This is a genomic window from Methylobacterium sp. J-067, assembly GCF_022829465.1.
Taxonomy (GTDB): Bacteria; Pseudomonadota; Alphaproteobacteria; order Rhizobiales; family Beijerinckiaceae; genus Methylobacterium; species Methylobacterium litchii.
Genome location: NZ_JAKSXZ010000040.1, coordinates 14385 through 35314, shown reverse-complemented (window position 1 = coordinate 35314; position 20930 = coordinate 14385). Strand labels below are relative to the sequence as shown.

The 20930-nt window shown below is 65.2% G+C and carries 24 protein-coding genes and 1 pseudogene; 17 read left to right on the top strand and 8 right to left on the bottom strand.

Features of this window, described 5'->3' with window-relative positions; all coding sequences use genetic code 11:
• Positions 1 to 85 precede the first annotated feature (85 nt).
• Positions 86 to 1489, top strand: coding sequence for an FAD-binding oxidoreductase (locus MKK52_RS02720; protein ID WP_243952209.1), 1404 nt, complete (start codon positions 86 to 88; stop codon positions 1487 to 1489).
• A 5-nt stretch (positions 1490 to 1494) separates the two neighbouring features.
• On the opposite strand, the gene MKK52_RS02715 is transcribed toward MKK52_RS02720, so the two are convergent.
• Positions 1495 to 2043 carry a TetR/AcrR family transcriptional regulator gene (locus MKK52_RS02715; protein ID WP_243952208.1) on the bottom strand — a complete coding sequence of 183 codons (549 nt, stop codon included), beginning with the start codon at positions 2041 to 2043 and terminating at the stop codon, positions 1495 to 1497.
• A 121-nt stretch (positions 2044 to 2164) separates the two neighbouring features.
• On the opposite strand from MKK52_RS02715, the gene MKK52_RS02710 reads away from it, so the two are divergent.
• The 7 genes and pseudogenes from MKK52_RS02710 to MKK52_RS02680 form a co-directional block, all read left to right on the top strand.
• Positions 2165 to 3055, top strand: a complete 891-nt coding sequence (locus MKK52_RS02710; RefSeq protein ID WP_243952207.1) for an SDR family oxidoreductase — start codon at positions 2165 to 2167, stop codon at positions 3053 to 3055.
• Positions 3056 to 3184: 129 nt separating this feature from the next.
• Complete coding sequence (gene bla / locus MKK52_RS02705) at positions 3185 to 4030, top strand: class A beta-lactamase (RefSeq protein ID WP_243952206.1); 846 nt, start codon at positions 3185 to 3187, stop codon at positions 4028 to 4030.
• Between the two features lie 237 nt (positions 4031 to 4267).
• On the top strand, positions 4268 to 4993 hold the full coding sequence (locus MKK52_RS02700) for a haloacid dehalogenase type II (RefSeq protein ID WP_243952205.1): 726 nt from the start codon (positions 4268 to 4270) through the stop codon (positions 4991 to 4993).
• Positions 4994 to 5130: 137 nt separating this feature from the next.
• Positions 5131 to 6288, top strand: a complete 1158-nt coding sequence (locus MKK52_RS02695) for an alpha/beta fold hydrolase (protein ID WP_243952248.1) — start codon at positions 5131 to 5133, stop codon at positions 6286 to 6288.
• Positions 6289 to 6885: 597 nt separating this feature from the next.
• Positions 6886 to 7170 carry a hypothetical protein gene (locus MKK52_RS02690; protein ID WP_243952204.1) on the top strand — a complete coding sequence of 95 codons (285 nt, stop codon included), beginning with the start codon at positions 6886 to 6888 and terminating at the stop codon, positions 7168 to 7170.
• A 68-nt stretch (positions 7171 to 7238) separates the two neighbouring features.
• On the top strand, positions 7239 to 7472 hold the full coding sequence (locus tag MKK52_RS02685) for a hypothetical protein (protein ID WP_243952203.1): 234 nt from the start codon (positions 7239 to 7241) through the stop codon (positions 7470 to 7472).
• A 58-nt stretch (positions 7473 to 7530) separates the two neighbouring features.
• Positions 7531 to 7758 (top strand): annotated as a pseudogene (locus MKK52_RS02680) (tyrosine-type recombinase/integrase); the annotation flags it as partial.
• An 81-nt stretch (positions 7759 to 7839) separates the two neighbouring features.
• On the opposite strand, the gene MKK52_RS02675 reads toward MKK52_RS02680, so the two are convergent.
• Together MKK52_RS02675 and MKK52_RS27095 are read right to left on the bottom strand one after the other, a co-directional pair.
• Positions 7840 to 8916 carry a hypothetical protein gene (locus MKK52_RS02675; protein ID WP_243952202.1) on the bottom strand — a complete coding sequence of 359 codons (1077 nt, stop codon included), beginning with the start codon at positions 8914 to 8916 and terminating at the stop codon, positions 7840 to 7842.
• Positions 8917 to 8955: 39 nt separating this feature from the next.
• Entirely contained in the window at positions 8956 to 9492 is a 537-nt protein-coding gene (locus tag MKK52_RS27095; RefSeq protein WP_243952201.1) for an ImmA/IrrE family metallo-endopeptidase, read from the bottom strand.
• A gap of 1213 nt (positions 9493 to 10705) precedes the next feature.
• Here MKK52_RS27095 and MKK52_RS02665 point away from each other — a divergent pair.
• Positions 10706 to 11017 (top strand): hypothetical protein, encoded by a 312-nt coding sequence (locus MKK52_RS02665; protein WP_243952200.1) that lies wholly within the window; start codon positions 10706 to 10708, stop codon positions 11015 to 11017.
• Between the two features lie 16 nt (positions 11018 to 11033).
• Here the strand turns inward: MKK52_RS02665 and MKK52_RS02660 are convergent, their stop codons facing one another.
• From MKK52_RS02660 to MKK52_RS02650, 4 genes are all read right to left on the bottom strand, one after another.
• On the bottom strand, positions 11034 to 12341 hold the full coding sequence (locus MKK52_RS02660) for a Y-family DNA polymerase (protein WP_243952199.1): 1308 nt from the start codon (positions 12339 to 12341) through the stop codon (positions 11034 to 11036).
• Entirely contained in the window at positions 12338 to 12790 is a 453-nt protein-coding gene (locus tag MKK52_RS02655; protein ID WP_243952198.1) for a LexA family protein, read from the bottom strand. Before MKK52_RS02655 ends, MKK52_RS02660 begins: the two co-directional genes overlap by 4 nt.
• 645 nt (positions 12791 to 13435) lie before the next feature.
• Positions 13436 to 13882 (bottom strand): MucR family transcriptional regulator, encoded by a 447-nt coding sequence (locus MKK52_RS27205; protein ID WP_409564611.1) that lies wholly within the window; start codon positions 13880 to 13882, stop codon positions 13436 to 13438.
• A gap of 572 nt (positions 13883 to 14454) precedes the next feature.
• On the bottom strand, positions 14455 to 14715 hold the full coding sequence (locus tag MKK52_RS02650) for a helix-turn-helix domain-containing protein (protein ID WP_243952197.1): 261 nt from the start codon (positions 14713 to 14715) through the stop codon (positions 14455 to 14457).
• A 1164-nt stretch (positions 14716 to 15879) separates the two neighbouring features.
• Here MKK52_RS02650 and MKK52_RS02645 point away from each other — a divergent pair.
• Complete coding sequence (locus tag MKK52_RS02645; protein ID WP_243952196.1) at positions 15880 to 16203, top strand: helix-turn-helix domain-containing protein; 324 nt, start codon at positions 15880 to 15882, stop codon at positions 16201 to 16203.
• Between the two features lie 321 nt (positions 16204 to 16524).
• On the opposite strand, the gene MKK52_RS02640 is transcribed toward MKK52_RS02645, so the two are convergent.
• Positions 16525 to 16710 (bottom strand): helix-turn-helix transcriptional regulator, encoded by a 186-nt coding sequence (locus MKK52_RS02640; RefSeq protein WP_243952195.1) that lies wholly within the window; start codon positions 16708 to 16710, stop codon positions 16525 to 16527.
• 369 nt (positions 16711 to 17079) lie between these two features.
• On the opposite strand from MKK52_RS02640, the gene MKK52_RS02630 reads away from it, so the two are divergent.
• From MKK52_RS02630 to MKK52_RS02600, 7 genes are all read left to right on the top strand, one after another.
• On the top strand, positions 17080 to 17421 hold the full coding sequence (locus MKK52_RS02630) for a hypothetical protein (RefSeq protein WP_243952194.1): 342 nt from the start codon (positions 17080 to 17082) through the stop codon (positions 17419 to 17421).
• A gap of 11 nt (positions 17422 to 17432) precedes the next feature.
• Positions 17433 to 17639 carry a hypothetical protein gene (locus MKK52_RS02625; RefSeq protein WP_243952193.1) on the top strand — a complete coding sequence of 69 codons (207 nt, stop codon included), beginning with the start codon at positions 17433 to 17435 and terminating at the stop codon, positions 17637 to 17639.
• Entirely contained in the window at positions 17639 to 18055 is a 417-nt protein-coding gene (locus MKK52_RS02620; RefSeq protein ID WP_243952192.1) for a penicillin-binding protein, read from the top strand. The genes MKK52_RS02625 and MKK52_RS02620 overlap by 1 nt, the downstream gene beginning before the upstream one ends.
• Positions 18056 to 18208: 153 nt before the next feature.
• The gene (locus MKK52_RS02615) at positions 18209 to 18793 is read left to right on the top strand and encodes a hypothetical protein (protein WP_243952191.1); all 585 of its coding nucleotides are present in this window, start codon (positions 18209 to 18211) and stop codon (positions 18791 to 18793) included.
• A gap of 67 nt (positions 18794 to 18860) precedes the next feature.
• The gene (locus MKK52_RS02610; RefSeq protein WP_243952190.1) at positions 18861 to 20051 is read left to right on the top strand and encodes a hypothetical protein; all 1191 of its coding nucleotides are present in this window, start codon (positions 18861 to 18863) and stop codon (positions 20049 to 20051) included.
• A gap of 57 nt (positions 20052 to 20108) precedes the next feature.
• Complete coding sequence (locus MKK52_RS02605) at positions 20109 to 20558, top strand: hypothetical protein (protein WP_243952189.1); 450 nt, start codon at positions 20109 to 20111, stop codon at positions 20556 to 20558.
• Positions 20558 to 20854, top strand: a complete 297-nt coding sequence (locus MKK52_RS02600) for a hypothetical protein (protein WP_243952188.1) — start codon at positions 20558 to 20560, stop codon at positions 20852 to 20854. The genes MKK52_RS02605 and MKK52_RS02600 overlap by 1 nt, the downstream gene beginning before the upstream one ends.
• The last annotated feature ends 76 nt before the right edge of the window (positions 20855 to 20930 follow it).

Sequence of the window (20930 nt, the reverse complement as noted above, 5' to 3'; positions counted from 1 at the left end):
GAACCGCAGAAATCTTCAAGCGTCCGGGCGCCGATCGACGGCAAGGCATCGCGTCACCCCCTGGGTCGGACCTTGGAGAAGCGCGATGGCCGTCATGCCGCAGGAGCCTGCTGATCAACCCCTGTTCACCGCCCTGGCAGCCCACGGCGTGTCCGCGATGCCGCCGGCGACGGCCGCGCGCGACGGGGAAAGCCGCGCTCTGACGCGCGCGCTCTTCAACGGAGCCGTGCGCTCCCTCCCGCTGGCGGTGGTGCCCTGTGCCGACGAGGCGGCCATCCGGACCGTTCTCCGTCTGGCGACCGACCACGGCACGTCCGTCGCCGTCTGCGCCGGCGGCCACGATCTGTCCGGCCGGTCCTTCAACCCAGAAAATCTGGTCCTCGACCTCGGCAGCCTGAACAATACCCACGTCGATCCGGCCTGCGACGAAGTCACCCTCGGCGGCGGTGCGCTGACCCGGGACCTTCTCGCGGCGCTGCCGGAGGATCGCGTCACCGCGACCGGAACCGTTCTGACCGTCGGCATGACGGGGGCCACCCTGGGAGGCGGGTACGGCCGCCTCACGCCGGGCTTCGGTCTGTCTGCGGATTGCCTCGTGCGCGCCCGCGTCGTTCTCGCGGACGGGTCCGTTGTGGTCGCGAGCGAGGCCGAGGACGCGGACCTGCTATGGGCGCTGCGCGGCGGCGGGACCGGATTCGGCGTCGTCACCGCGATGACGATGGCGCTGCACACTCTGCCCCGGGTTCTGAGCGCGATGATCCTGTATCCTCTGAGCGAGGCCGGGAGCCTCCTCCTGGCCGCGCAGGATCTGATCGATCGCCATCCGGATGCGCTCAGCCTCTTCACCGGCTTCATGACCGCACCGACGGGAGACGTGATGCTCTTCGTCGCACCGATGTGGTGGGGCGACGGACCGGCGGGCGAGAGGGTGGTGGACGATCTCACACGGCGGCCGGGGGCCTTCGTGCTGGAAACGGGCTGGCGCCCCTACCGGGCGACGTTCAGCGAGGAGAGCGAGAAGGCCTGGCCGAAGGGCCGGTACTACCATCTCCCCACCCGCACGGTCCGGCGCATCGACGGGCACGTCGCGGAGATCCTGGTCGCGGGCGCGCGGGGCATGACGTCGCCGAACTCGGCGATCGTGCTGCACGATTTCCACGGCGTACCGACGCGGATCGCCTCCGGGGCGACGGCCTTCCCCTTGCGGGAGGACCACTTCGTCGTGGAGATCATCGCAGCCTGGGACGATCCCACGGCCGAGCTGGCGGCCGACGGCCTGCGGCACCGCGCATGGGCCGATGACCTGTCCGGCGCTCTGGCATCGGTCTCCATACCGGGCGGCTACGTGAATCTCCTGCCGCCGGACGAGGCCGAACGGGTCCGCCTGTTCTACGGCCCATCCGCCGATCGGCTGCGCGCGACGAAGCGGCGCGTCGATCCGCACGATCTCTTCCGTTCGGCCATCGGACGTCTCCCGGCGGCCCGCTGACCTGTTCAGTGCCCGGCCTCCGCAACCAGCGCGACCGTCTCGGCGAAGGTCCGCTCCAGGCGCTCGCCCAGCCCCGGCTCGGGATCCTCCAGCCACGCGATCACGGCGTGCCCGAAGGCCGCCATCCCGGTCCGGGCCGCCAGCGCCGCCCGCAGATCCGCGACGCCGCGCAACCGCAGCGCATCGACCAGCGCGTCGGTTAGGGCCGCCGTCTTGGCCAGTTCGCGCTCGTAGAGGGGGGGCGTACGGGCGATCAGCGCGTGCCGCGGCTCGGAATAGTGCCGGTTGTTCTCAAGCAGCGGCCGGATCGACCGGAACGACCAGAACAGCGTGGCGAGCGGTCCGAGCGCGCCGGGGGCCTCGGCGATGGCAGCCGTGAGAGCGGTTCGCAGCACAGCCTCGCCGTCGAACAGCACCTCCCGCTTGTCCGGGAAGTGCCGGAAGAAGGTCCGCTCCGTCACGCCGACGCGCGCGGCGATCGCGGCGGCCGTAGTCCGCTCGTACCCGCGCTCCTCGAACAGCGCCATGGCGGCCTGCCGGAGTCGGACGCGCACATCATCTTCCAAGCGATCCAAGACCCGAACCTCCTGTTGTCAGTGACTGACATCGGCACTATGTCAGTCACTGACGCGGCAGGCCGGATTGGCAGCCGCTGGCCATGGCGAGGGATCTACCATGCGCATCTTTCTGACTGGAGCGAATGGCTGGGTGGGCTCCGCGGTCGCCCGCGAGTTGCTCGACGCGGGCCATGCGGTCACCGGACTGGTGCGTACGACTGACAAGGCCGACGCCTTTTCGGCCCTGGGCGGCACACCGCTGGTCGGCGCGATCGGGGATCCGGACGCGCTCCGGGCCGGTACCGCGGAGGCAGACGGCATCATCCATCTGGCGTTCGGCCTCGACCTCGCGCAGATCGCCGCGATGGCAGAGGACGATCGGCGGGCGATCGAGACCTTCGGCGCGTTGTTCGCCGGCACCAACCGGCCGATCGTGTCGGTCAGCGGCTTCCTACTGCTCCCCCGCGGAGAGGTTTTTCGGGAGGACGCGCGCCCCCCGGTCGACCCCGCGTTCCCCCGGGCGACGGAGCAGACGACCTTCGCGCTGGCCGAACGCGGGCTGCGCGCCTCCGTGGTGCGCCTGCCGCGCTCCGTGCACGGGCGGGGCGAGCGGCACGGTTTCATCCCTATGCTCGCGGCCGTGGCGCGGGAGAGGGGAGTCTCTGCCTATGTTGGCGACGGGCAGAACCTGTGGCCGTCCGTGCACCGGCTGGACGCCGCGCGCGTGTTCCGCCGCGCCCTCGAACGCGGCGCCCGGGGCGAGGCCTATCATGCCGTCGCGGATGAGGGCGTGCCGTTCCGGCTGATCGCCGAGGCGATCGGCCGGCAGGTCGGCGTGCCGGCCCTGTCCCTCACGCCCGCGCAGGCGGATGCGCATTTCGGCGGCTTGGCGATGTGGGTGGCCGGCAATGGGCCAGCCTCCAGCGCACGGACGCGTTCGAGTCTCGACTGGCAACCGCGGGAAAGAAGCGTCATCGCGGATATCGACCACCCGGATTACCATGCCTGAGCGGCCGCCTCGCTCGGCCACGAAGTTCGACGCATCAGGCCCCTCCGTGCCTCGCGATACGGCGCGGTCAGGCGGCCAACGCGCTGGCCTGACGGGCGCGCAGGGGAGCTTCGACGGTTGAAACCCTTGATGTCCCGCCGCCAGATCGTTCTTGCGTGCGGCGCCCTCGCTGTTCCAGGGGGAATCACCCGTGCGGCCGATGCGGACGCGCTCGGCACGCTCGAGAGCCGGCAGGGTGGAAGGCTGGGTGTCTTCGCCGTGGATGCGGGCTCCGGCCGGACCTTGGCTCATCGCGCCGACGAGCGCTTCATGCTCTTCAGCACGTTCAAGGGCGTGTTGGCTGCCGCGGTGCTGGCGGACGTCGAAGCCGGGATCGAGGCGTTGAACGCCCGCGTGTCCTACACGGCAGCGGATCTCCTGCCGGCCTCGCCGGTCACGCGCGCGCATCGCGACGAGGGGAGCTTGACGGTGGAGGCGCTGTGCCTCGCCATCATGCATCGGAGCGACAACGCGGCCGCCAACCTCCTCCTCGCGCGGCGCGGTGGCCCGGCACGCCTGACAGCCTTCGTGCGGGGGCTCGGCGACGCAGTCACGCGCTTCGACCGGTACGATACAGCGGCCGGCACGCCCTCAGGCGTCCTCGATACGACGACCCCGCGCGCCATCGTGTCGACTGTCCGTGCGCTGCTCCTGGGCGACGTTCTGAGTGCAACGTCGCGCGCCACGCTCGAAGCCTGGATGGCCGGCAACGAGGTCGGCCGATCCCGGTTGCGGGCGGCCTTCCCGACCGACTGGACGGCCGGTGACCGGACGCGCACGGGGAACGGCTACTGCAATGACTACGCGTTCGTGAGACGGCCCGGAAAGCCCCCGCTGGTCATGAGCGCCTACTTCGAGGCGCCGGGCATGACGCTGGCCAAGCAGGAAGCCGTGCTGCGGCAGGTCGGCGCCATCATCCTCGCGTGGCAGGCCTAGGTTCGATTCGGTGGAAGAACATCTTCAGAAGTTTCGAATTTTCGCGATGAACAGAGCGGCCTAGAGCGGAGCGTCGCGTGGGTGCCCTCAATGGGGTCCATGAAACCACCAGGGGCGGGCCGAATGTCGGAGGACCCCCACGCCATCGTTCCGGATCGTCGAACGCTGGTCGCGGGCTTGGCCGTAATGCCGATCCTGCGGGCGCCGATGCGTTCCGCTTCCCTGACGGATCACCCCATGGACACGCGTGCTGCGCCCATCATCGTCTTCGACGTCAACGAGACTCTGCTCGATTTCGGCGCGCTCGCACCGGTCTTCGTCCGCATCTTCGGCGAACCGGACGCGCTGCGCACGTGGTTCAACCACGTCATCCTCTATTCCGAGGCGCTGACCCTATCGGGCCAATACGCCGATTCCGGCACGGTCGGCGTGGCCGTCCTGCGGATGCTGGCCCAGGCGAGCGGCCGCACGGTGGCCCCGGCGGATCTCGACGCATTGCGGCGCCTCTCGGCAGAGATGCCGACCTACGCCGACACCCCGAAGGCCTTGACCGATCTGAAGAGCGCCGGCTACCGCCTCGTCACGTTGAGCAACAATCCCACGGCCGCCGTCGAGGCCCAGCTCACCCATGCCGGGATCAGGCCCTTCTTCGACACGCTTCACAGCATCGACGACCGCATCCGCCGCTACAAGCCGGCGCTGGAGAGCTACACGAACCTCGCCGCGACGCTGGGCGTCGCGCCGTCCGACCTGTGGCTGGTCTCCTGTCACGCCTTCGACACGCTGGGGGCTGCCGCGGCCGGCTACCGGACGGCGCTTGTGCTGCGGCCCGGGAACGCGCCGGTCGCGCTCGGTCGCGCGCCGGACATAGTCGCGGACGATCTGGGCACGGTCGCCGACCGCATCGTCCTGGCGGGTGCGGGCCGCGGCCCGTCGCCGGTCCGTGGCCGGAGCGCCCCATGAGGGATCGACCGCCTTCCGAGGCCGAACCGACACGCCGGACCGTTCTGGGTGGTGTCGCGGCCGCATCATCCCTCATCCTGCCCATCGGCCAAGCGCAGGCGTCGCCGCGCCTTGGCACCTACGCCGGAGCCATCGCCATGACGTCGGACGATCGAGAAGACCTCAGGCTGCCCGACGGGATCCGGCAGCGCAGCCTCGCGGGCATCAACGGGCTGACCGTCAACGTGCTTGAGGCGGGCTACGAGACGCCTGGACGCCCGGCGGTTCTGCTGCTCCACGGCTTCCCGGATCTCGCCTTCAGCTGGCGCAAGACGATGCTGCCACTGGCTGCCGCCGGCTATCACGTGATCGCCCCCGACCAGCGCGGCTATGGCGCCACCACGGGGTGGGACGACCGCTATAACGGCGATGTCGCGTCCTTCCGCACGCACAGCTACGCCCGCGACGCGCTCGGCGTCGTGGCGGCGTTGGGGCACCGCTCGGTCGCCGCGGTCGTGGGACACGACTTCGGGTCGATGGTCGCCGCCTACTGCGCGCTCGTGCGGCCCGACGTGTTCCGCGCCCTCGTGATGATGAGCTTCCCGTTCGACGGACCGCCCGCGATCCCGTTCGATACGGCCGGTAAGCCTTCCGAGCCGCCCCCGCCGTCGCTGGCCGCCCAGCTCGCGGCCCTCCCGCGCCCGAGGCAGGACAGCATGACCTGGTTCGGGACGCCAGGGGCGAACGCCGACATGCTCCACGCGCCCCAGGGCCTGCACGACTTCCTGCGCGCCTACTTCCACGTGAAGAGCGCGGATTGGCCCGGCAACCGCCCGCACCCGCTCGTCACAGGATCCGCGGCCGAGCTCGCCACGCTGCCGACCTACTACATCATGGACGCAGGCGTCGGCATGGCCGCGACCGTCGCGCCCGACATGCCGACGCCGGCCGAGATCGCGGCCAATCCATGGCTGCCCGAGGCGGACCTGACCGCCTACACAGCCGCCTTCGGTCTCACGGGATTCCAAGGGGGCCTCAACTGGTTCCGCTGCCACACCGGCCCGATTGGCCGCTCGGAGATCGAGCTGTTCGCCGGCCGCTCAATCGACGTGCCGTCTCGCTTCATCTCCGGCGCCGCCGATTGGGGCACCTACCGCAAGCCTGGCGCGATCGAGCGCATGCGCACCACGACCTGCACGCGCATGGACGGCGTTCACCTGATCGAGGGCGCCGGGCACTGGGTGCAGCAGGAGCAGCCCGAACGATTCAACGCGATCCTGCTCGAGTTCCTGCGGCGCCATCCCGTCCCGGGATGACAAGCTACATCAGGGAGGCGAGTTTGCGGTGTGGAGAGGTACCTACCGACAACGACATGCGCGACATAGAAGCTGTTCCTGGCTAGCCCCGTGAGTCTTTGGCGGGGGCCGAAGCACGCAGAGCCGTCGATGTCCGGTTTTGGAAGCGGCTCCCAGTGACTGGAACGGCCGAAATGGGCGCATTGCGGAACGTCCGGTTTCTTGGGTCGCGTTACGGCTTGATCGGGCTCCCATTGACCTCAATACGCCGAGGTAGCGGAATAGCCGTTTAAATTATCGCGCCACCTCAATGATATAGGTGTTCGCAGTTTTATTCCGACTGGCGCGCCAATCTTTTCAATGACTTAGCTCCCAGGTGCTGGCATGGTGCCTTCTTTGCGGAAGCACTGCGGAAGCGGCGCGCCTCGGTTGAGATTTTTTACGGCAGACGCTGTTAGCCGGATCGCGGCGGGTTTGTTGCAGGCGGAGGACGCTATTGCGTGGCTCGCGTGCCCACTGCCCTGGGCGAGAGCGTGACACCCCGATAGCAGCCGTAGGATCCCGATTGGGCGAACCGCGTTTGTCCAGCGACGATCCGAAGGCGAAGGGCTATCTGAAATGAATGAGACGCCAGACTTAGACCTCCGCGCCCGCGCGATTGCCGAGAACGTCTACGCCGCCTATTGCAGACAGGCGACAATGCCTATCCCCTACCGCGAGGAGCAGACGGTGCTAGCACGTCTGGTCGAAGCCCTCCGTCCGCAGATCGGGTCGGGAACACCGGGTGAACTGATCGAAGCCGCCAACATCGCCTTATCGGATTGGGAGCAGCGTGATGCCAAAGTGCGCGGGCCGCGCGTGGCGTCCATCAACCAGATCGATGGCGTAGTGACCGTTGGCTAGCTGCCTTCACGATTTTACGGACGGGCTTAGCTGATGCCGCTCGGCGTAGCCTCCATCCTGGGAACTCGATGACATACACCCTTCAACGGCTCGCCCCGGGCAGCTTCGATCTTCTCCTCGACGGCGAGGTCGTCGGCAGCATCGTCCGCGAGGTGTCCAAGGACGGCTACGAGGGCGACTGGGTGGTCGAGACTCTGACCGAGAGCCCGCCCTATCCGGCCCCGTTCACCGCCGAGGCGCACAAGTTCGGGACGCTGAAGGCTGCAGCGGACTGGCTAGAGGCGGACGTTCCCGATCTCTGATCTGGATCGCTCTCGCCGTGGTCAGTGAGGCCGCTGGCCGGTACATGGTGAGCGGGCGAAGCTAGAGAGCATCACGCTGCACGAGTTACGGCACTCCTACGCGAGCGCGATGGTGCGGAACGGCGCGCCGCTGATCGTCGTGGCGGAAGCGCTCGGGCATTCCGGTACCCGCATGGCCGAGAAGCACTACGCTCACCTGGCGCCTAGCTATGTCGCGGACACGATCCGCCGAACTGCGCCGGATCTGTCGCTGCTTGGATCGAGTGCGGTGCTCCGGCAGATGTAACGATCAAGGAGATGTGGCGTCAGGCTAAGCCAAACAGCCGGAAGGGGGCCTATCGAAATGTCGTCTTACCGATACAGTATATTAGATAGGTCCCTTGGACCAGAATTTATCAACTAACTTGTCGATAGCTATGTTGATCTCGTCTATGTTTTCGGGGCCTTCGACGGTCTGATTAGAAGCTGGGAGGGGGTCAATAAATTGCCCTGCTTCCTGGTTTGATTTCTGCCTCTCAGCATCCTCTTTTTCGCCAATATCCCAGGCGGCTTCTAGATCTTTGTAGCACTGTGGCAGCTCATCTCTGCTGTATGTCTCTCTATGCAGTGCAATTATTGGTATCTCAATATCGTTTTGCATCATAAACATATGTGTGTAGTTTCTCAAACCGATATGTTCCGCGAATGAAATTCCAGCGACGGCGCGCTCAAGCGCATCCAATTCGCGTCGTGCAACCGATCTTTCTGTTTGTACCGTAATAACCGGGTACGGAACGCCAGCGATTACGCCTTTTAGGACTTCCTTTCCTCTGTAAGTAAACTGAAAATCGATTAGGTTAAGGTGTTTCAATAGGGTTAGCAACCACACCAAATCAATTGACAACGCAAGCTCATGCCGCTGAGCGAATTTCGAAATTCTGAAGCCCGTATCAATCTGCTTGCCGAGAAAATCATAATCACCTGGCGTTACGTCAGCTCTTTTCTCATCATCTTCCCCGAGTTGGTCGCCAACGATACTGGAACTCGGTTCGAGGGAGAGGCGGCTCGCCGATGCAACTGTCGCGTTTGGCGCTGGGAAAGACGCCACCCAGGCTGATCCCTTGACGTCAAGTTCTGGCTCTTGATCGTTGATCAACTCACCGTACGCAGAGAGCGCTTTAGTAAAGGCCAGGAGGCAGCACGCTAAGTGCTCTAAGCAAGTTATACGGATACAGAAGATGATTTCATCGCCGATAGTCTTCCAAACTTTCGGCGAACGATCTGCAAAAGAGGCGTGTCCCTCGAACGCGCCAAGGTACCCGCCGTATCGCTCGCTTAGGATTTGAGGAAATTGCCGGTAGAAGCTGCGAGTACGGTTTAGCCATACGGGGTACGGCTCGTTGCCTTCGCGCCTATCGCGGTGCTTCGCCTTGAATGCCGTGGACCCCACAAGATCGACCGACATAAATAGCCGCACGCGATACTCTGGACAGTCGCCCATTCTTCAGCAGCCGAGTGATTGAGCACGTACTTCGGCGGCCTTCGGACTAACAGCAAAATGCCTTGCCGTCAGTTCGATCGAGCGGCCATTGCTCGTATATATCTCCCTAAACTCGGTTGCTGGCATAAGGAATGCTGCCGCAAACCAGTTAGCTTCCCATTCAGTCCTGATAAGATCAGGATTGTCCTTGTTTACCCAGCGTGTGGCTATCATAATTGCGCCTCGCTGACGGGCAGAAACTAAAGGGTAATGTAAGAACAGATGCCCAAGCTCATGCGCTATGGTAAAGCGATCGCGCACCAAGGAGGTAACGCTTGGTAGAAAAATAGTGAAGTCATCCATCGCGCGGACAATGATAGCTTCAGGCAAGTTTCCTTCCACTATCTCAGCAGTTTTGTATTCTATACGCCCCCCGAGTTTGACAACCAGCGGTTCAATGGCGTCTCCCACCTTGAACTTTAGGCGCGAAGCTACGTTCTCGGCGACGGAATGAACCTTTGCCTTCATCAAGTGCGTAGGAGAGGGGGGCGCGATCGTCACCGGGCTACCTCATGAACCGGAAACTTTAACGTCCAGGCGTCTAGTGAACATATGAGGAACAAACACGATATACACAACCTTTTACAAAGGGCTGCTATGACCTGCGACAAGGTGCTCTGAAGTGCGATGATACACCTATCCACAGACAGAATAAGGGCTCCTATGGCGCGATCGCGGCCTCGCCAATCCCAGATCAGTGCATCGTCGCCGCTGGCTCCGGCGTAAATGGTACTTCGAACAGGGCGCTTAGCGGCATGGCGGTCGGACCAATCACTGCCATGCTGAGAGGGACGTATACGCTGTCGAGGTCATTCACGGAGACCCGCAGCATGAAGGCAAGCGTTCGCGCAACAGCGGTGCATCAGTGCGCGGCTAGGTACGCCGCGATCATCTCTGGCGTCACGTCCGTCGCGTAGCACAGCGGCGCATAGCCGCCCGGCCGGACGTAGGCGGCGTGCTTCCCGCACGATGAGCCGTTGCGGGCGCTCCGGGAGGGGCGACGCCAACTTGACGGCACGCTGGATGAAGCAACCTTGGTTTCTCGCGGATAGATCCGGGCCACTTTATGCCGCAAGCGTCGAGCCTTGTTTTCGGTGGTCGGCCAAGCTGAAGAAGGAATTGCGCTCCTGCGGGGCGGAAGGTACGGCAGTTGGATAATGCTCGACGGTAACGCGGTCCCCGCCGGTCTTTTCGTGCTCGGCATCGTGCTATCAGTAGTTGCTGACGGACGCCTGCGTGCTCGAAACGGCGCATCATGGCATCAGGGGTGCGTGACTGCAGCCGGCGCTGGGCTCGCGTTTCTGGCCTGTGCGTACGCGATCCACTGAGACGTGAACCCAATTTCATGTGACATTGCTCTGGGACGCCCTAATGTCGCACTCGCATTGGGTGAAGCGGCATGGATCCCGGAGAAATTTCAGCGATTGCTTGCGGCCTGATCCTCGCGGGCTTGGCTGCCGAGAATTTTCATGCACATCGCTGGGTCCGCGCTGAGGGACCAGCCCGCTTTAACCGTCTGGCGGCCCTAGCGCTTGGTTTGCCTGTCTTGGGGTTAGGCGTCCTGGCGTTCCTAACAATCTAAGTCTTGGATGGCAGTCTGCTGCACGTGTCTGCGGCGTAGCACGTAGCAGCAGGGCGTCGCTGATGCACGATCGGCGATTGCTCAATGCATCGAGTGCACAGCATGGCGCGATCTGCAGCGATATCGTCGGGCATGGACAACGTGATTCGCCCGACTTTCCGCCGCACAGAGGCCGAAGCGCCTCCCGAGACCGTGGACGCCTTCAGCCCGCTTCAGGTCTACGGCACCGCTGTCGGCCACTTCGTGGCGCTGATCCGCGCCAAAGACGAGAAAGTCGGCATGACGCTGCAGCTGATCGTCGGGCGCGAGGGCGGCGATAATGCCGAGTCCGTGGCGATCTTTCCCGACACAGCCGAGGGTGAAGCAGATGCGGAGACGACCGGGTTTGCGATCCTAAGGACGTTGGAGATTGTCAGAGAAGCCTTTGTTGGCGACGCAGGTTGAACGCCGCCGTCTCCATTCATGCATGCGCCACCGGCAATTCGGCCACCTGCGTCGTATAGCGCGGCGTTCGCATATCGAACTTCGTCGTCCATTCCCGCCGCGCCACTAGCCCCGCCCGCGCCGGCACCACTGCCCCTCGCCCCCACCGCGCGTTGCAGGCGTCCATCGCCGCCATCAGCGAGCCTGAGCGCGCGCGGTCGAGGGCGCCTATCAGCGCCCGGGGGCTGTCGGTCAGCGGCCACAGGTCGTTCGTCACCACGCCGGCCTTGCTGTAGCGCCAGGCCGGCCGGTCGGGGCTCGGGTCGCGCCAGGTCTTAGCCACGCCAAGGCGCACCGCCTGGATCAGCGCCAGGGTGTCCGAACTGTGCTCGGGCAGGCTCACCGTCGTCGCCACTGAGCGCTGCGGCGCATCCCGGTCGTGCTCGCTCGTGTGATAGAAGACCGTGACGTGATCCGTGCCGAGCCCTTCCCGACGCAGCTTCTCACCCAGCCGCGTGGCATGGGCGGCCACCGCCTCCTCCAGGGTCGCCCGGTCGGTGATGCGCGCGGAGAACGAGCGCGTCACCGCACAGCCCTTCCGCCGGGCCGGGACAAGATCGAGCGGCAGGCAGGCGAGCCCGCGCAGCTCGTGGATGATGCGCTCGCCCACCACGGTCAGGCCCTTGCGCACCGGCCGGGGATCGAGGTCGCGCAGGTCCGCGACGCTCTCGACGCCCATCGCTTCCAGCTTGGCCAGCGACGCCCGGCCGATGCCCCAGACCTCGCCCACCGCCACCCGACACAGCCAATGGTCGTAGGCCGCCGCGTCGGTGAGGTCGCAGACGCCGTCCAGCGCCGGCACGCTCTTGGCGATGTGGTTGGCGAGCTTGGCCAACGTCTTCGTTGGCCCGATGCCGACGCAGGTCGGGATGCCCGTCCAGGCGCGCACCGTGGCGCGCAGGTCGCGGGCGAGCTCCACCCGCACGGGGGCCGCCACATCGGACAGATCGAGGAAGGATTCGTCGATCGAGTAGATCTCGACCCGCGGGCTGAACTGCCGGTAGACGGCGTTCGTGCGCCCGCTCATGTCGCCGTAGAGCGTGTAGTTCGAGGAGAACACGCGCACGCCCTGGCTGCGGCACAGGTCGCGGATCTTGAAGTACGGCTCGCCCATGCGAATGCCGAGCGCCTTGGCCTCGGCCGTGCGGGCGATGGCGCAGCCGTCGTTGTTCGACAGCACAATGACCGGCACGCGGGCGAGCTTCGGATCGAACACCCGCTCGCAGGAGCAATAGAAGCTGTTGCCGTCGATCAGCGCGACGGCCCGGGGGGCGCGGCCGCTCACGCGAGCCGTCCGCGCGCGACGTGCCAGCGGATGGTGAAGCGCACCACGCCCCAGATCTCGACTTCGCTCGCCTCGTCGACGGCGAAGGCGGGCAGGTCCGGGTTGTCGAAGGCGAGCCGGGGGGTGTTGCCCTCGATGCGGTAGCGCTTGCAGCTGAGCAGCGCGTCAACCACCGCCACGACGACGCTGTCGTGCTGCGGTAGGAGGCTGCGGTCGACGCAGGCGAGATCGCGGTCGAAGATGCCCGCCCCGCGCATGCTCTCGCCGCGCACCTGCATCAGGAAGGTCGCGGGCGGGTTCGGCACCAGCCAGCGCGGGAGTTCGAGCGCCCCCTCGAGGAAATCGTCCGCCGGCGAGGGAAAGCCCGCGCAGACGGCCGGGCCGACCAGGGGCACCCGCACCGTGCCCGGCCCGTCCTGGGGCAGCGTCGCGACCCGGCGTAGGCTCATCGGGCGATCCCGGCTGCGCAACGCGCCCGCCGCTCATCCCCACCCAATCGACGCGGCATGACTCGCCTCCGGCGCAACTGCCTCTAGAACAAAGAGTGAACAAGCCTTAGCCGGAGGCCAAGTTCAACCGGCCGCGGCCTGCAGCCGAGCGCGGAGATCTGGGACGATGTGGACGGCTGTGGATATGCGCCGAAAAGACCAATGAGGAAGAAGCCTTGCGCGAACGCGCTCCCCCCACCGCTCCGTGGGAAGCAATTGTCGGCTTTGCGTGCGGTCGCGTTGACCCCTGGCGGGCTTCGCCTTGGGGCCTACCCGGGTGCGCTGCACTTGCTCGCGCAGATGGGGCTGGTCGAGGAGCGCGCCGCCTCACGTATCGCGCACCGCGACGGTCGGGCATGGTTCCTTACCGTCGAGGGGCGTGAGACGGTAAAGGCTTATGGAGTGGACGAGGCATAAGACGCGACTGCGCCGACGAGGCCGCGCGGTTGCCCTGCGCTGCTCTGAAGGCGCTCGGGTGAGGGTGGAGCCCGGTCGCTGGACGGAATAAGGGCCAACCGAGTTAATAAATGGTTAAGGACCAAGTCTCAATATCTAATTAAATAACCCTCCTGAGAAAGCCAGAGAATTGTGAAGCCTTTTCTAGTTCTAATGGTCTCTTTGGTTTCGTCCCACAGGGCGTCCCTTACTTCGCAAAACCAAGATAGTTTGGGCAGATATTTTTGATCGTTCCGCGCTGTATGAGGCAGAAACCATCGGATAGTCCGGAGAAAGCCCATATCGCAAACGATACTCAGAGGCAGTCATCCCATTAGCTCTGAGATGTCTTTTTAGTGATTTATATGATTTTCCGTCAATGAAACTGACCAGTGCATCGTGTTTTATTGATTTGCTGATTTCCGCTAGGGTTGCCTTCACGAAGTCTGATACATTGACTGGGCGATCATTTGCCAATCCGCCGAGAGAAGCATGCACTGCTGCTATCAGAGCAGTCATATCGCCAGGAGCCACGCGGTGGTTCGAAACGTAGGCAGCGACAATGTCCGCAACGCGATCAACTGTTGTTCGGCTACGCCCTTCACCGTTGTCAATCATCACATCGCCCTCGAAGTAGGTCTAAGCGGTGCAGCAATGGGGCTGCGGGCGGAAATGGTTTGAGACCGAGCCGAGGTGGCGTCGCGGTAGGTGCCGGCCCGATCCGTTGAACGGGGGCCATAAGATCGAGCCGGCGTGTCCCTCGTAAGGACTTTCGCACATTAGTCGCGTTGGCAGTGGTCGTGAAGGATAGGAAGCAAGCCTGTATCCCTGCCGGCGAGAGCATGTACGTCCCAGCTAGGGACTAGCGCCTCGAACGGCGGCAAGGGTACGCTTTCGACGAGGAGCGCTAGCATCGCTCGATGCGAGTCGAGCATGATGGCCGGGGGCTCGCCGGTCAGGAACCGCCAACGCTCGACGAACACCGCGGGCGGCATCCCAGCCACTCCAGAAGGGCTTGCTGCTAGCCACATCTTCGACGGCAGGAAGGTTGTGTCCATCTGCACTGAACGGCTAGGGGCCCTGTCTAGTCGAGGCTGCCGTCGATGAATGTGAAGAAACAGTTCGCTGGCGGCACATGAAAAGGTAGCCACAGTGTTTGCAAAGCATCTGAAGGCGCCTCCTAGATGACGTCATCCATTGGGCTGGGGAGGAAGCGCTACTGGCTTGGCTCGCGGCAACCCAGCTGTGGTCAGGCCAAGGAACCGTGCAAGTTCAATTAATTCATCAAGCGAAAGCTGCCCCCCTTTATCACCGTGCTCAATGTTATCGACTGCGGCTGCGGAAATTTTCGTCAGGCGTCCGACATCAAATGTGCTGAGCGCCATTTTCAATCTTGCCGCTCTGGCATGCAGCTGTAGGTTGGCGATCAATGCTTCGCGAGCCTGTTCCAACGTATCCAACCATATGAAGTTTTAGCTCGATCGATGTTATCGACGCGTAGAAACGTGATTTGATCCAAGTTATTTTGCAGGCCTGATGGCTAAAAAAGAAGCTTGGTAGTGATCCCCTTTGCGAGGGACAGCGGCCGCATAGCCCAAAAAAATCCCGCCGCGGCAGAGCCGGGCGGGCGAGAAGTTCCTTGGGAGGAGGTAACGGTGTACGGCGAGCGCCGCGTCGCGACCACTTCGCAGGATGCAAACCAGGGACGCGGGAAGCCAGCATTAGCGGATGGAAGGGGCCGGAGGCCGAGCCCATGTGGCCGCCGAGATAGATACCGGCCCGATCTTTTGAGTGTCCAGGGGTCAGCGGATCGGGCCGGCAAGTCCTTGGAAGGACAAAGAGCCGAATTGCGGCACGGCTCAGGGCGCATGTTGGTACGAATTGATTGACCGATAGTTACCTAAAATTGGCCCCAAAATAGCTTGGTCATCGAAGTAGGCAAACCACCGAGACAGTTGGTGCTGCCCTTACGGGTCCGAGGGGTCAATTATGATCTGGAGTGAACGGCCTGACGTTCTCAGCCGTTACATCCGAACCCTCCGACGAGCGATCCGCCTCGCGTAGGGCGGCGTTGAGGACCCGGCGGTGGCCCTGCGCGTCGTCAATGGCGGCCCATGCTCGCAGAAGGGCGATCACGTCCCCACCCTCATCGCCTAACGGATCGCTGAGAAACGCCGTCACTGGCACGTCCAGGGCGGTCGCGATGGCACGGAGAAGCGGGTTGTAGAGGTCGGATCGGTTGCTCATGCCGTGCGATACGAACTGAAGTAGGCGGAGGTTTCCGTCTGCATTTAAAATTCGGTATTCCAACGCATCACAATTACGCAAGTGACTTAGAGTACGGCTGCGGCTTGAACGTGACTTGGATTACGTCAGGGCACCTCATAATGGGATGATCCGCAAGGGATCCGGGGTCGTCTTCGACACCTTGGGCGCTGCCTCCACGATGACAGCATCATCCTTGAACACCACCCGCACATCTGAGTAGCCCGCCGCTCGCATGGCGCGGATCGCGCGGGCGATGTCAGCTTGGGTAACTCGCGCGGCAGTCCTAGGCATCAGGTGCCATCATCGCGCTCGCTATGACCTCAGGCATCAAGCCGGATCTCCCGACCATGCTGACTTCCAACCTTTTCACGGCCAACGAAGCCGCGAAACTCCTCCGGGTGGGCCGCCGTGCCTTCGACGCTCACGTGGCGCGGGGAGATATTGCCTACATCGCGGTCGGTATGGGGCTGAAGCGTATCCGCAAGCGGTTCGACCCGGAGGATTTGGCGCGGTTTCGCGAGCGGCAACGACGGGTCGAATGCCCTTCCGATCCCTCCCAAAGCAAGGCGAGAGCCTCGGCGTCTAAGTCAGAGGGCACCGATTTCGCCGCGATCCTGCGCGAACGCCGGGCCGAGAAGCGGGCAACTCGGGAGAAAGCGCAGCGAGCTTAGGCCGCCCGACGCGCCCAGAACGCGAGGCCCCAGCCGAACACTACGGCGACGGCCGGCACGATGATAAAGGCGAGGATTTGAACATCGGTCACGGCTTAAGCCCCTTCAGGACGTGACGGGCTGCAGCATGCAGCGCGAGGCTAGCGCATAGAAAGATCAGTGCGCCGAGCCCAAGTGTCAATGTCGGCAGGTGCCCAGCGGGGCCAGTCACCCCAAAGACTGCCGCCGCAGTGGGGGCGACGACACCTGCACCGAATAGTCCACCAGATGCCGTAATCAGATAAGTCGCCGTCAGCTTCGTGCGCTCGTTGTGAACGAAGGTCATGGCTCAACCTTTGCGAGCGCTGTGCGGCCAGCTTCCGTGATGGTCCACTCCACCCGAACCTCTTCGTCCGTCGCCTGTGTCGGGGCGACGAGCCCTTTTTGCTCAAGGCTGCGAAGGTTGTTGACCGTTCCGTAAAAGCGATTTCGCTCGAATAGCAGGCGCAATTGATATCGGTCGCGCATGTTCAGGGTTTCTCGGCGTGTCGGCAAATCACGCGCCCTTCCGCTCCCGGAACCGGATGCCAGCGCCGCCCCCGTTCTCGGGGATGAAATCGAGGCCGGCGGCCTCAAGAGCGGCGACCACGGCGCGAACGTTGTTCGCCATACCCGAAGCCGGACCTTCGCTAGCCTCCATCCGCTTCAAGGTAGGGACAGAGATCGAAGCCGAGGCGGCTAAATCTGCCTGTCCAATTCCAAGCAGCGTTCGCGCCGCTGCAATCTGCCTGCCCGTCACCCCGAAATGATCTTTTTGGCTCATTACGATCTTTAGGTCTTGACCTTCGGCGCTTTGTGATCCATAAGTATCACGTCGCCCCAAGCGGATCAACTCTGATGTCCCACTCCAGCCGCCGCTCCTTCTCTTGGTCCGCCGCGCTACGGGGCATCAAGTCCGACCGCGCCCCCGTCGTCCCCGGCCTGCTCGCCGCTCGCGGCCTCGCCTCGGCCTACGCCCGCTCGCGCAACCTCCCCCTCAACATCACCACGCGCTCCGGCCGTGGCGAGACGTTCGCCGTCTCTCACAAGTTCGACCGCGCCGCGATCATGACCGTCGCGACCCTCGCCGCTCGCGAGCACCAGAAGCGCCACGGCGGCACCTGGGCTGCTGCCATGGCCGTCTGCCTCAAGGCTGCTTGGCAGTCCGCGAAGCTCGCCCGCGCCGGCATCGTTCACTGAGCCGCCGCGCCATGTCTCACCCCCTGATCCGCACCCCCGCGCGCCAGCTTCTCGACGCCCGGCAGGATCACGCTCGGTGCCTCCGGCTCGCGGCTTGGTATCGCCGCCAGCTTTCGGACGGTGACGCCTCGATGCGCGCTCGTCACGCCTGGGCGCTCGGGCAGGCCCGCAAGCTCCGCAACCGCTTCCCGTCCGGCCTGTCGGGGGAGATCGCGTGATGGTCGTCGCCCTCACCCGCCGCTCGGCCCTCGCCGCCGCCGTCGCGCTCATCACCTACCGTGCCGACCCCGTGGCCGCCGCCCCGATCTATGCCGCGATCCGCCGGGCCGAGGCAGCCGACGCCGCCGACCGCAAGGCTGGGCGCCACGCTCGCGCTCTTCACCGCGCCGGCCGTCCCGTCCCCGCCGGCTGGAAGTCCTACCGCGCCGGCCTGCGGCAGGCTCGCACCGCCGCCCGGTTCGACCTGCACAGCCTGACGCCCTCGACGTCCGAGGCTGCCGCCGCCCTCATCGCCTATTACCGCGACCGCGCCGCCGCGTCTGGCGAGCCCGCTACGGCTCACCACGCCGCCCAACGCCGTCTGCGGAAGGTGTTCCGCCGCCCCGGCGCCTTCAACGCCCTGGCCCGCGCCTAGCCGTGACGGGCGAGTGAGTCCGCAGGGCCATTTTCGCCCCTTTTGAGGACGGAAGCACAGTCCGAACAGTCACTTAGTCGAGTGAGTCCACTTCACCCGCCGAACCCACCGCCACGAGCCCCACGAGGAGCGCGAACGATGACGCACGCCCGCATGACCCTTCCCACTATCAGCCCGGTCCACACCGCCATCGCGGCCCACCGCGCCGCCTACGACGCTTTTCAGATCGCCCCCGAGGGCGAGGCGTCCGAGCGCGCCGAAACCGCCTACGACGACGCCAGCATGGCTGTTGTCGCGGTTGCCTGCGCCACCACCCCCGAGGCCCTGGCCCTGTTCAGTCATCTGGCGTGGTGGGTGCTGGACGAGGCCGAGTTTTCCGCCGGCCATCAGCCCGCCTACAGCATCGCCATGGCGCGGGCGAAAGACCTGAGCCTGTACCTCGGCACGCTCACCGGCCCCGCCCCGATCCCGCAGGCCGCGCCGTCCGGTCGCCTCGCTGCCTACTTTCCGCGCCGTTCCGTGCCGGTGATCGACCTCCGCTCGCGGGTGTCGGCAGATGCCCCCGAGGACGAGGAGGCCCCCGGCGCGATTTGCGGATGGGAGGCCGTCACACCCGTTCGCCCCGACACCGCGCACGTCCGTGCCCTGCGGTTCCTCGACATCGCGGGCGAGGCCCTAATCGCCGTCGCGATCATCGCTGGGGGCGTGTTCGCCTACGGCTTCGTGCCGACCGTCTGAGCCGCCGCCACCGCGCGGCGCTCACCCCGCCGCGCCTCCCTCTCACCCGAGACCGTGAGGCCATCCCATGCGCAATCCCTTCCGTCGCCAAGCCGAGACCGCCGCCCCAACGCTCCGCGAGCGCGCCGCCAATTTGCGGGCGAGCCTGCGCCAGATCCCCGCCGCATCGGCTGCACTCCCCGCTCCCGGCAGCCCCGAGGCCATGGCCGCTTGGCATTCCGCCTGCAACGAGCACTCCAAGCGCAGCGCCCCGCTGCACGAGTACGCCGAGCTTATGGACCCGGAGGGTGGGTTCTGGACAAAGGCGTCGCTCGGCCGGGCGTTGGAGACCGGCGGGATTTCAGTGGCCGAGTATGCCCGGCTGCATCCTATGGCGTCCGAGCGCGAATTGCGCCTGGACCAGATCGGGCACGAACTGAACACCGCCGCTCTGTTCGCATTGGCCTACGCCGACGAGTACCCGCAGAAGCCGGAGGCGCAGCCTGTCTCAGCGCCGATCAAGGGCGAGCCGGTCGCCGTCGATTTCGGACCCGACGCACACATTGCCAAGCTGGCCGCCGAGTTCTGCAAAGCCTACGCGGCCAACATCAAGGCCGACCGCAGGCACATGGCCTGGCGCATGTCGGAGACGGAATGGCTCCCTTACTATGCGGAGGCCAAGCGCCTTATGGAGAAGCTTGAGGCAACCGAGCCCAAAACCACGCTCGGCATGGCCCTCAAATGCCTCGGCCCCATCGGCGCCGCCGGCTACAACGCCCCGGCGGATCGCACCGAGCATCAAGAAGACGCTTGGGACCGCCTTGGGACGCAGTTCGTTGACGCCGTGCTGGCCGATACCCTGGCGCCTTTGCCCGCCAGCAGGCAGCCCATCCCCAATCGCGACCTGTGCCGCGAGGCATTCGCCTACGCTTACGACTTGGACCTGTCGGCCGTCCCCTTGGATTGCCTGCTTCGACTAATCGACGTGTTCCACCGCGAGGCCGAGGTTCTGAGCGACGTGTCGCAGGAGGTTCGGTTCTATGCAGACGCCAATATCCGCCTTCAAAACGACGGCGGGGAGATCATCGAGGCCGAAAGCAACCGCCTCGGCTGTCTCCGCGATGCGTGCGTTCAGGAAGTAGCTCGCCGCGCCCCCAAGACCGAGGCCGACCGCGATGCCATCCTCGTGTCCCGCGTCCATCACGAAATGCTCTGCGAAATGAAGATCCGCAACATGGCGCTGATTGCAGAGATCCGCGAGGCTTGGGGCGGGGAATAGCCTTCCCTTCGCCCCATCCAGCCGACCTTCACGCCATACCCCCGCAGAGTGCCCGCCATGTCCAACGTCGTCGCTTTCACGCCTCGCCCGCGCCTGCCCGAACCGGCAGCCCCGGCGCCGCTTGCCGGCCTCGCCCTCCGCGCTCGCCTTGAGGAGGCGGCGCAGACCGCCCTTGATGCAGCGGACAAGATCATCGCCGCCCTGGACGGGATCGAGGAAGGCGCCGACGCGCAGGCCACCAAGACCGCCCCGCCGCCGCGTCCGACCATGCCGGCGCAGATCGTGCGCTTAGGCGACCTCGGGAGTTTCGAAACCAGTATCGCGCGCCCGCGCGAGGAAGCCCCCGCCGTGATCGAGGCGCCGCAGGACGAGGTCCAGGCCGAGCCCGCCCCCGTCGCGACGGCAGAGGTCCGCCAACTGTTCCCGCCGCTGCCGTGGGGCGGCGCTGGCAATGTCGTGGCCGCCGCCGGGTGCGCGGTCCTGGCCCTTGTCGGGATGCGCGCCTGATGCCGACCACACTTCCCATCACAGCCGCCCGGCCCGTGCGTCGCCTGTCGTTGGGCGAAACCGTCCGGTTCCTGTTCCTCGTGGCCGAGGTCCGCCTTTTGGACCTGCGCTTGTCCGCGCTCTACGGCGGCGCCGAGCGTCGAGGCCGCGAGCCTCATGGGCCGACCCTGTTGCGCCTCGTGCGGCGCTGGCTGGCCGTGCATGAGCGGATCGGAGCCCTACTGCCCGGCATCCCCGAGCCGCCCCATGTTCAGCAGGTGCGCGTCGTGCTGGGCTTCCTGACTGAGCGGCCCTGAATTTCAGTTCCGTCCCTGGCAGGGCGGAAAGCGGCCGGGACTGGCGCGACTGGACATCGCGTCGGCGCCCGGCCGC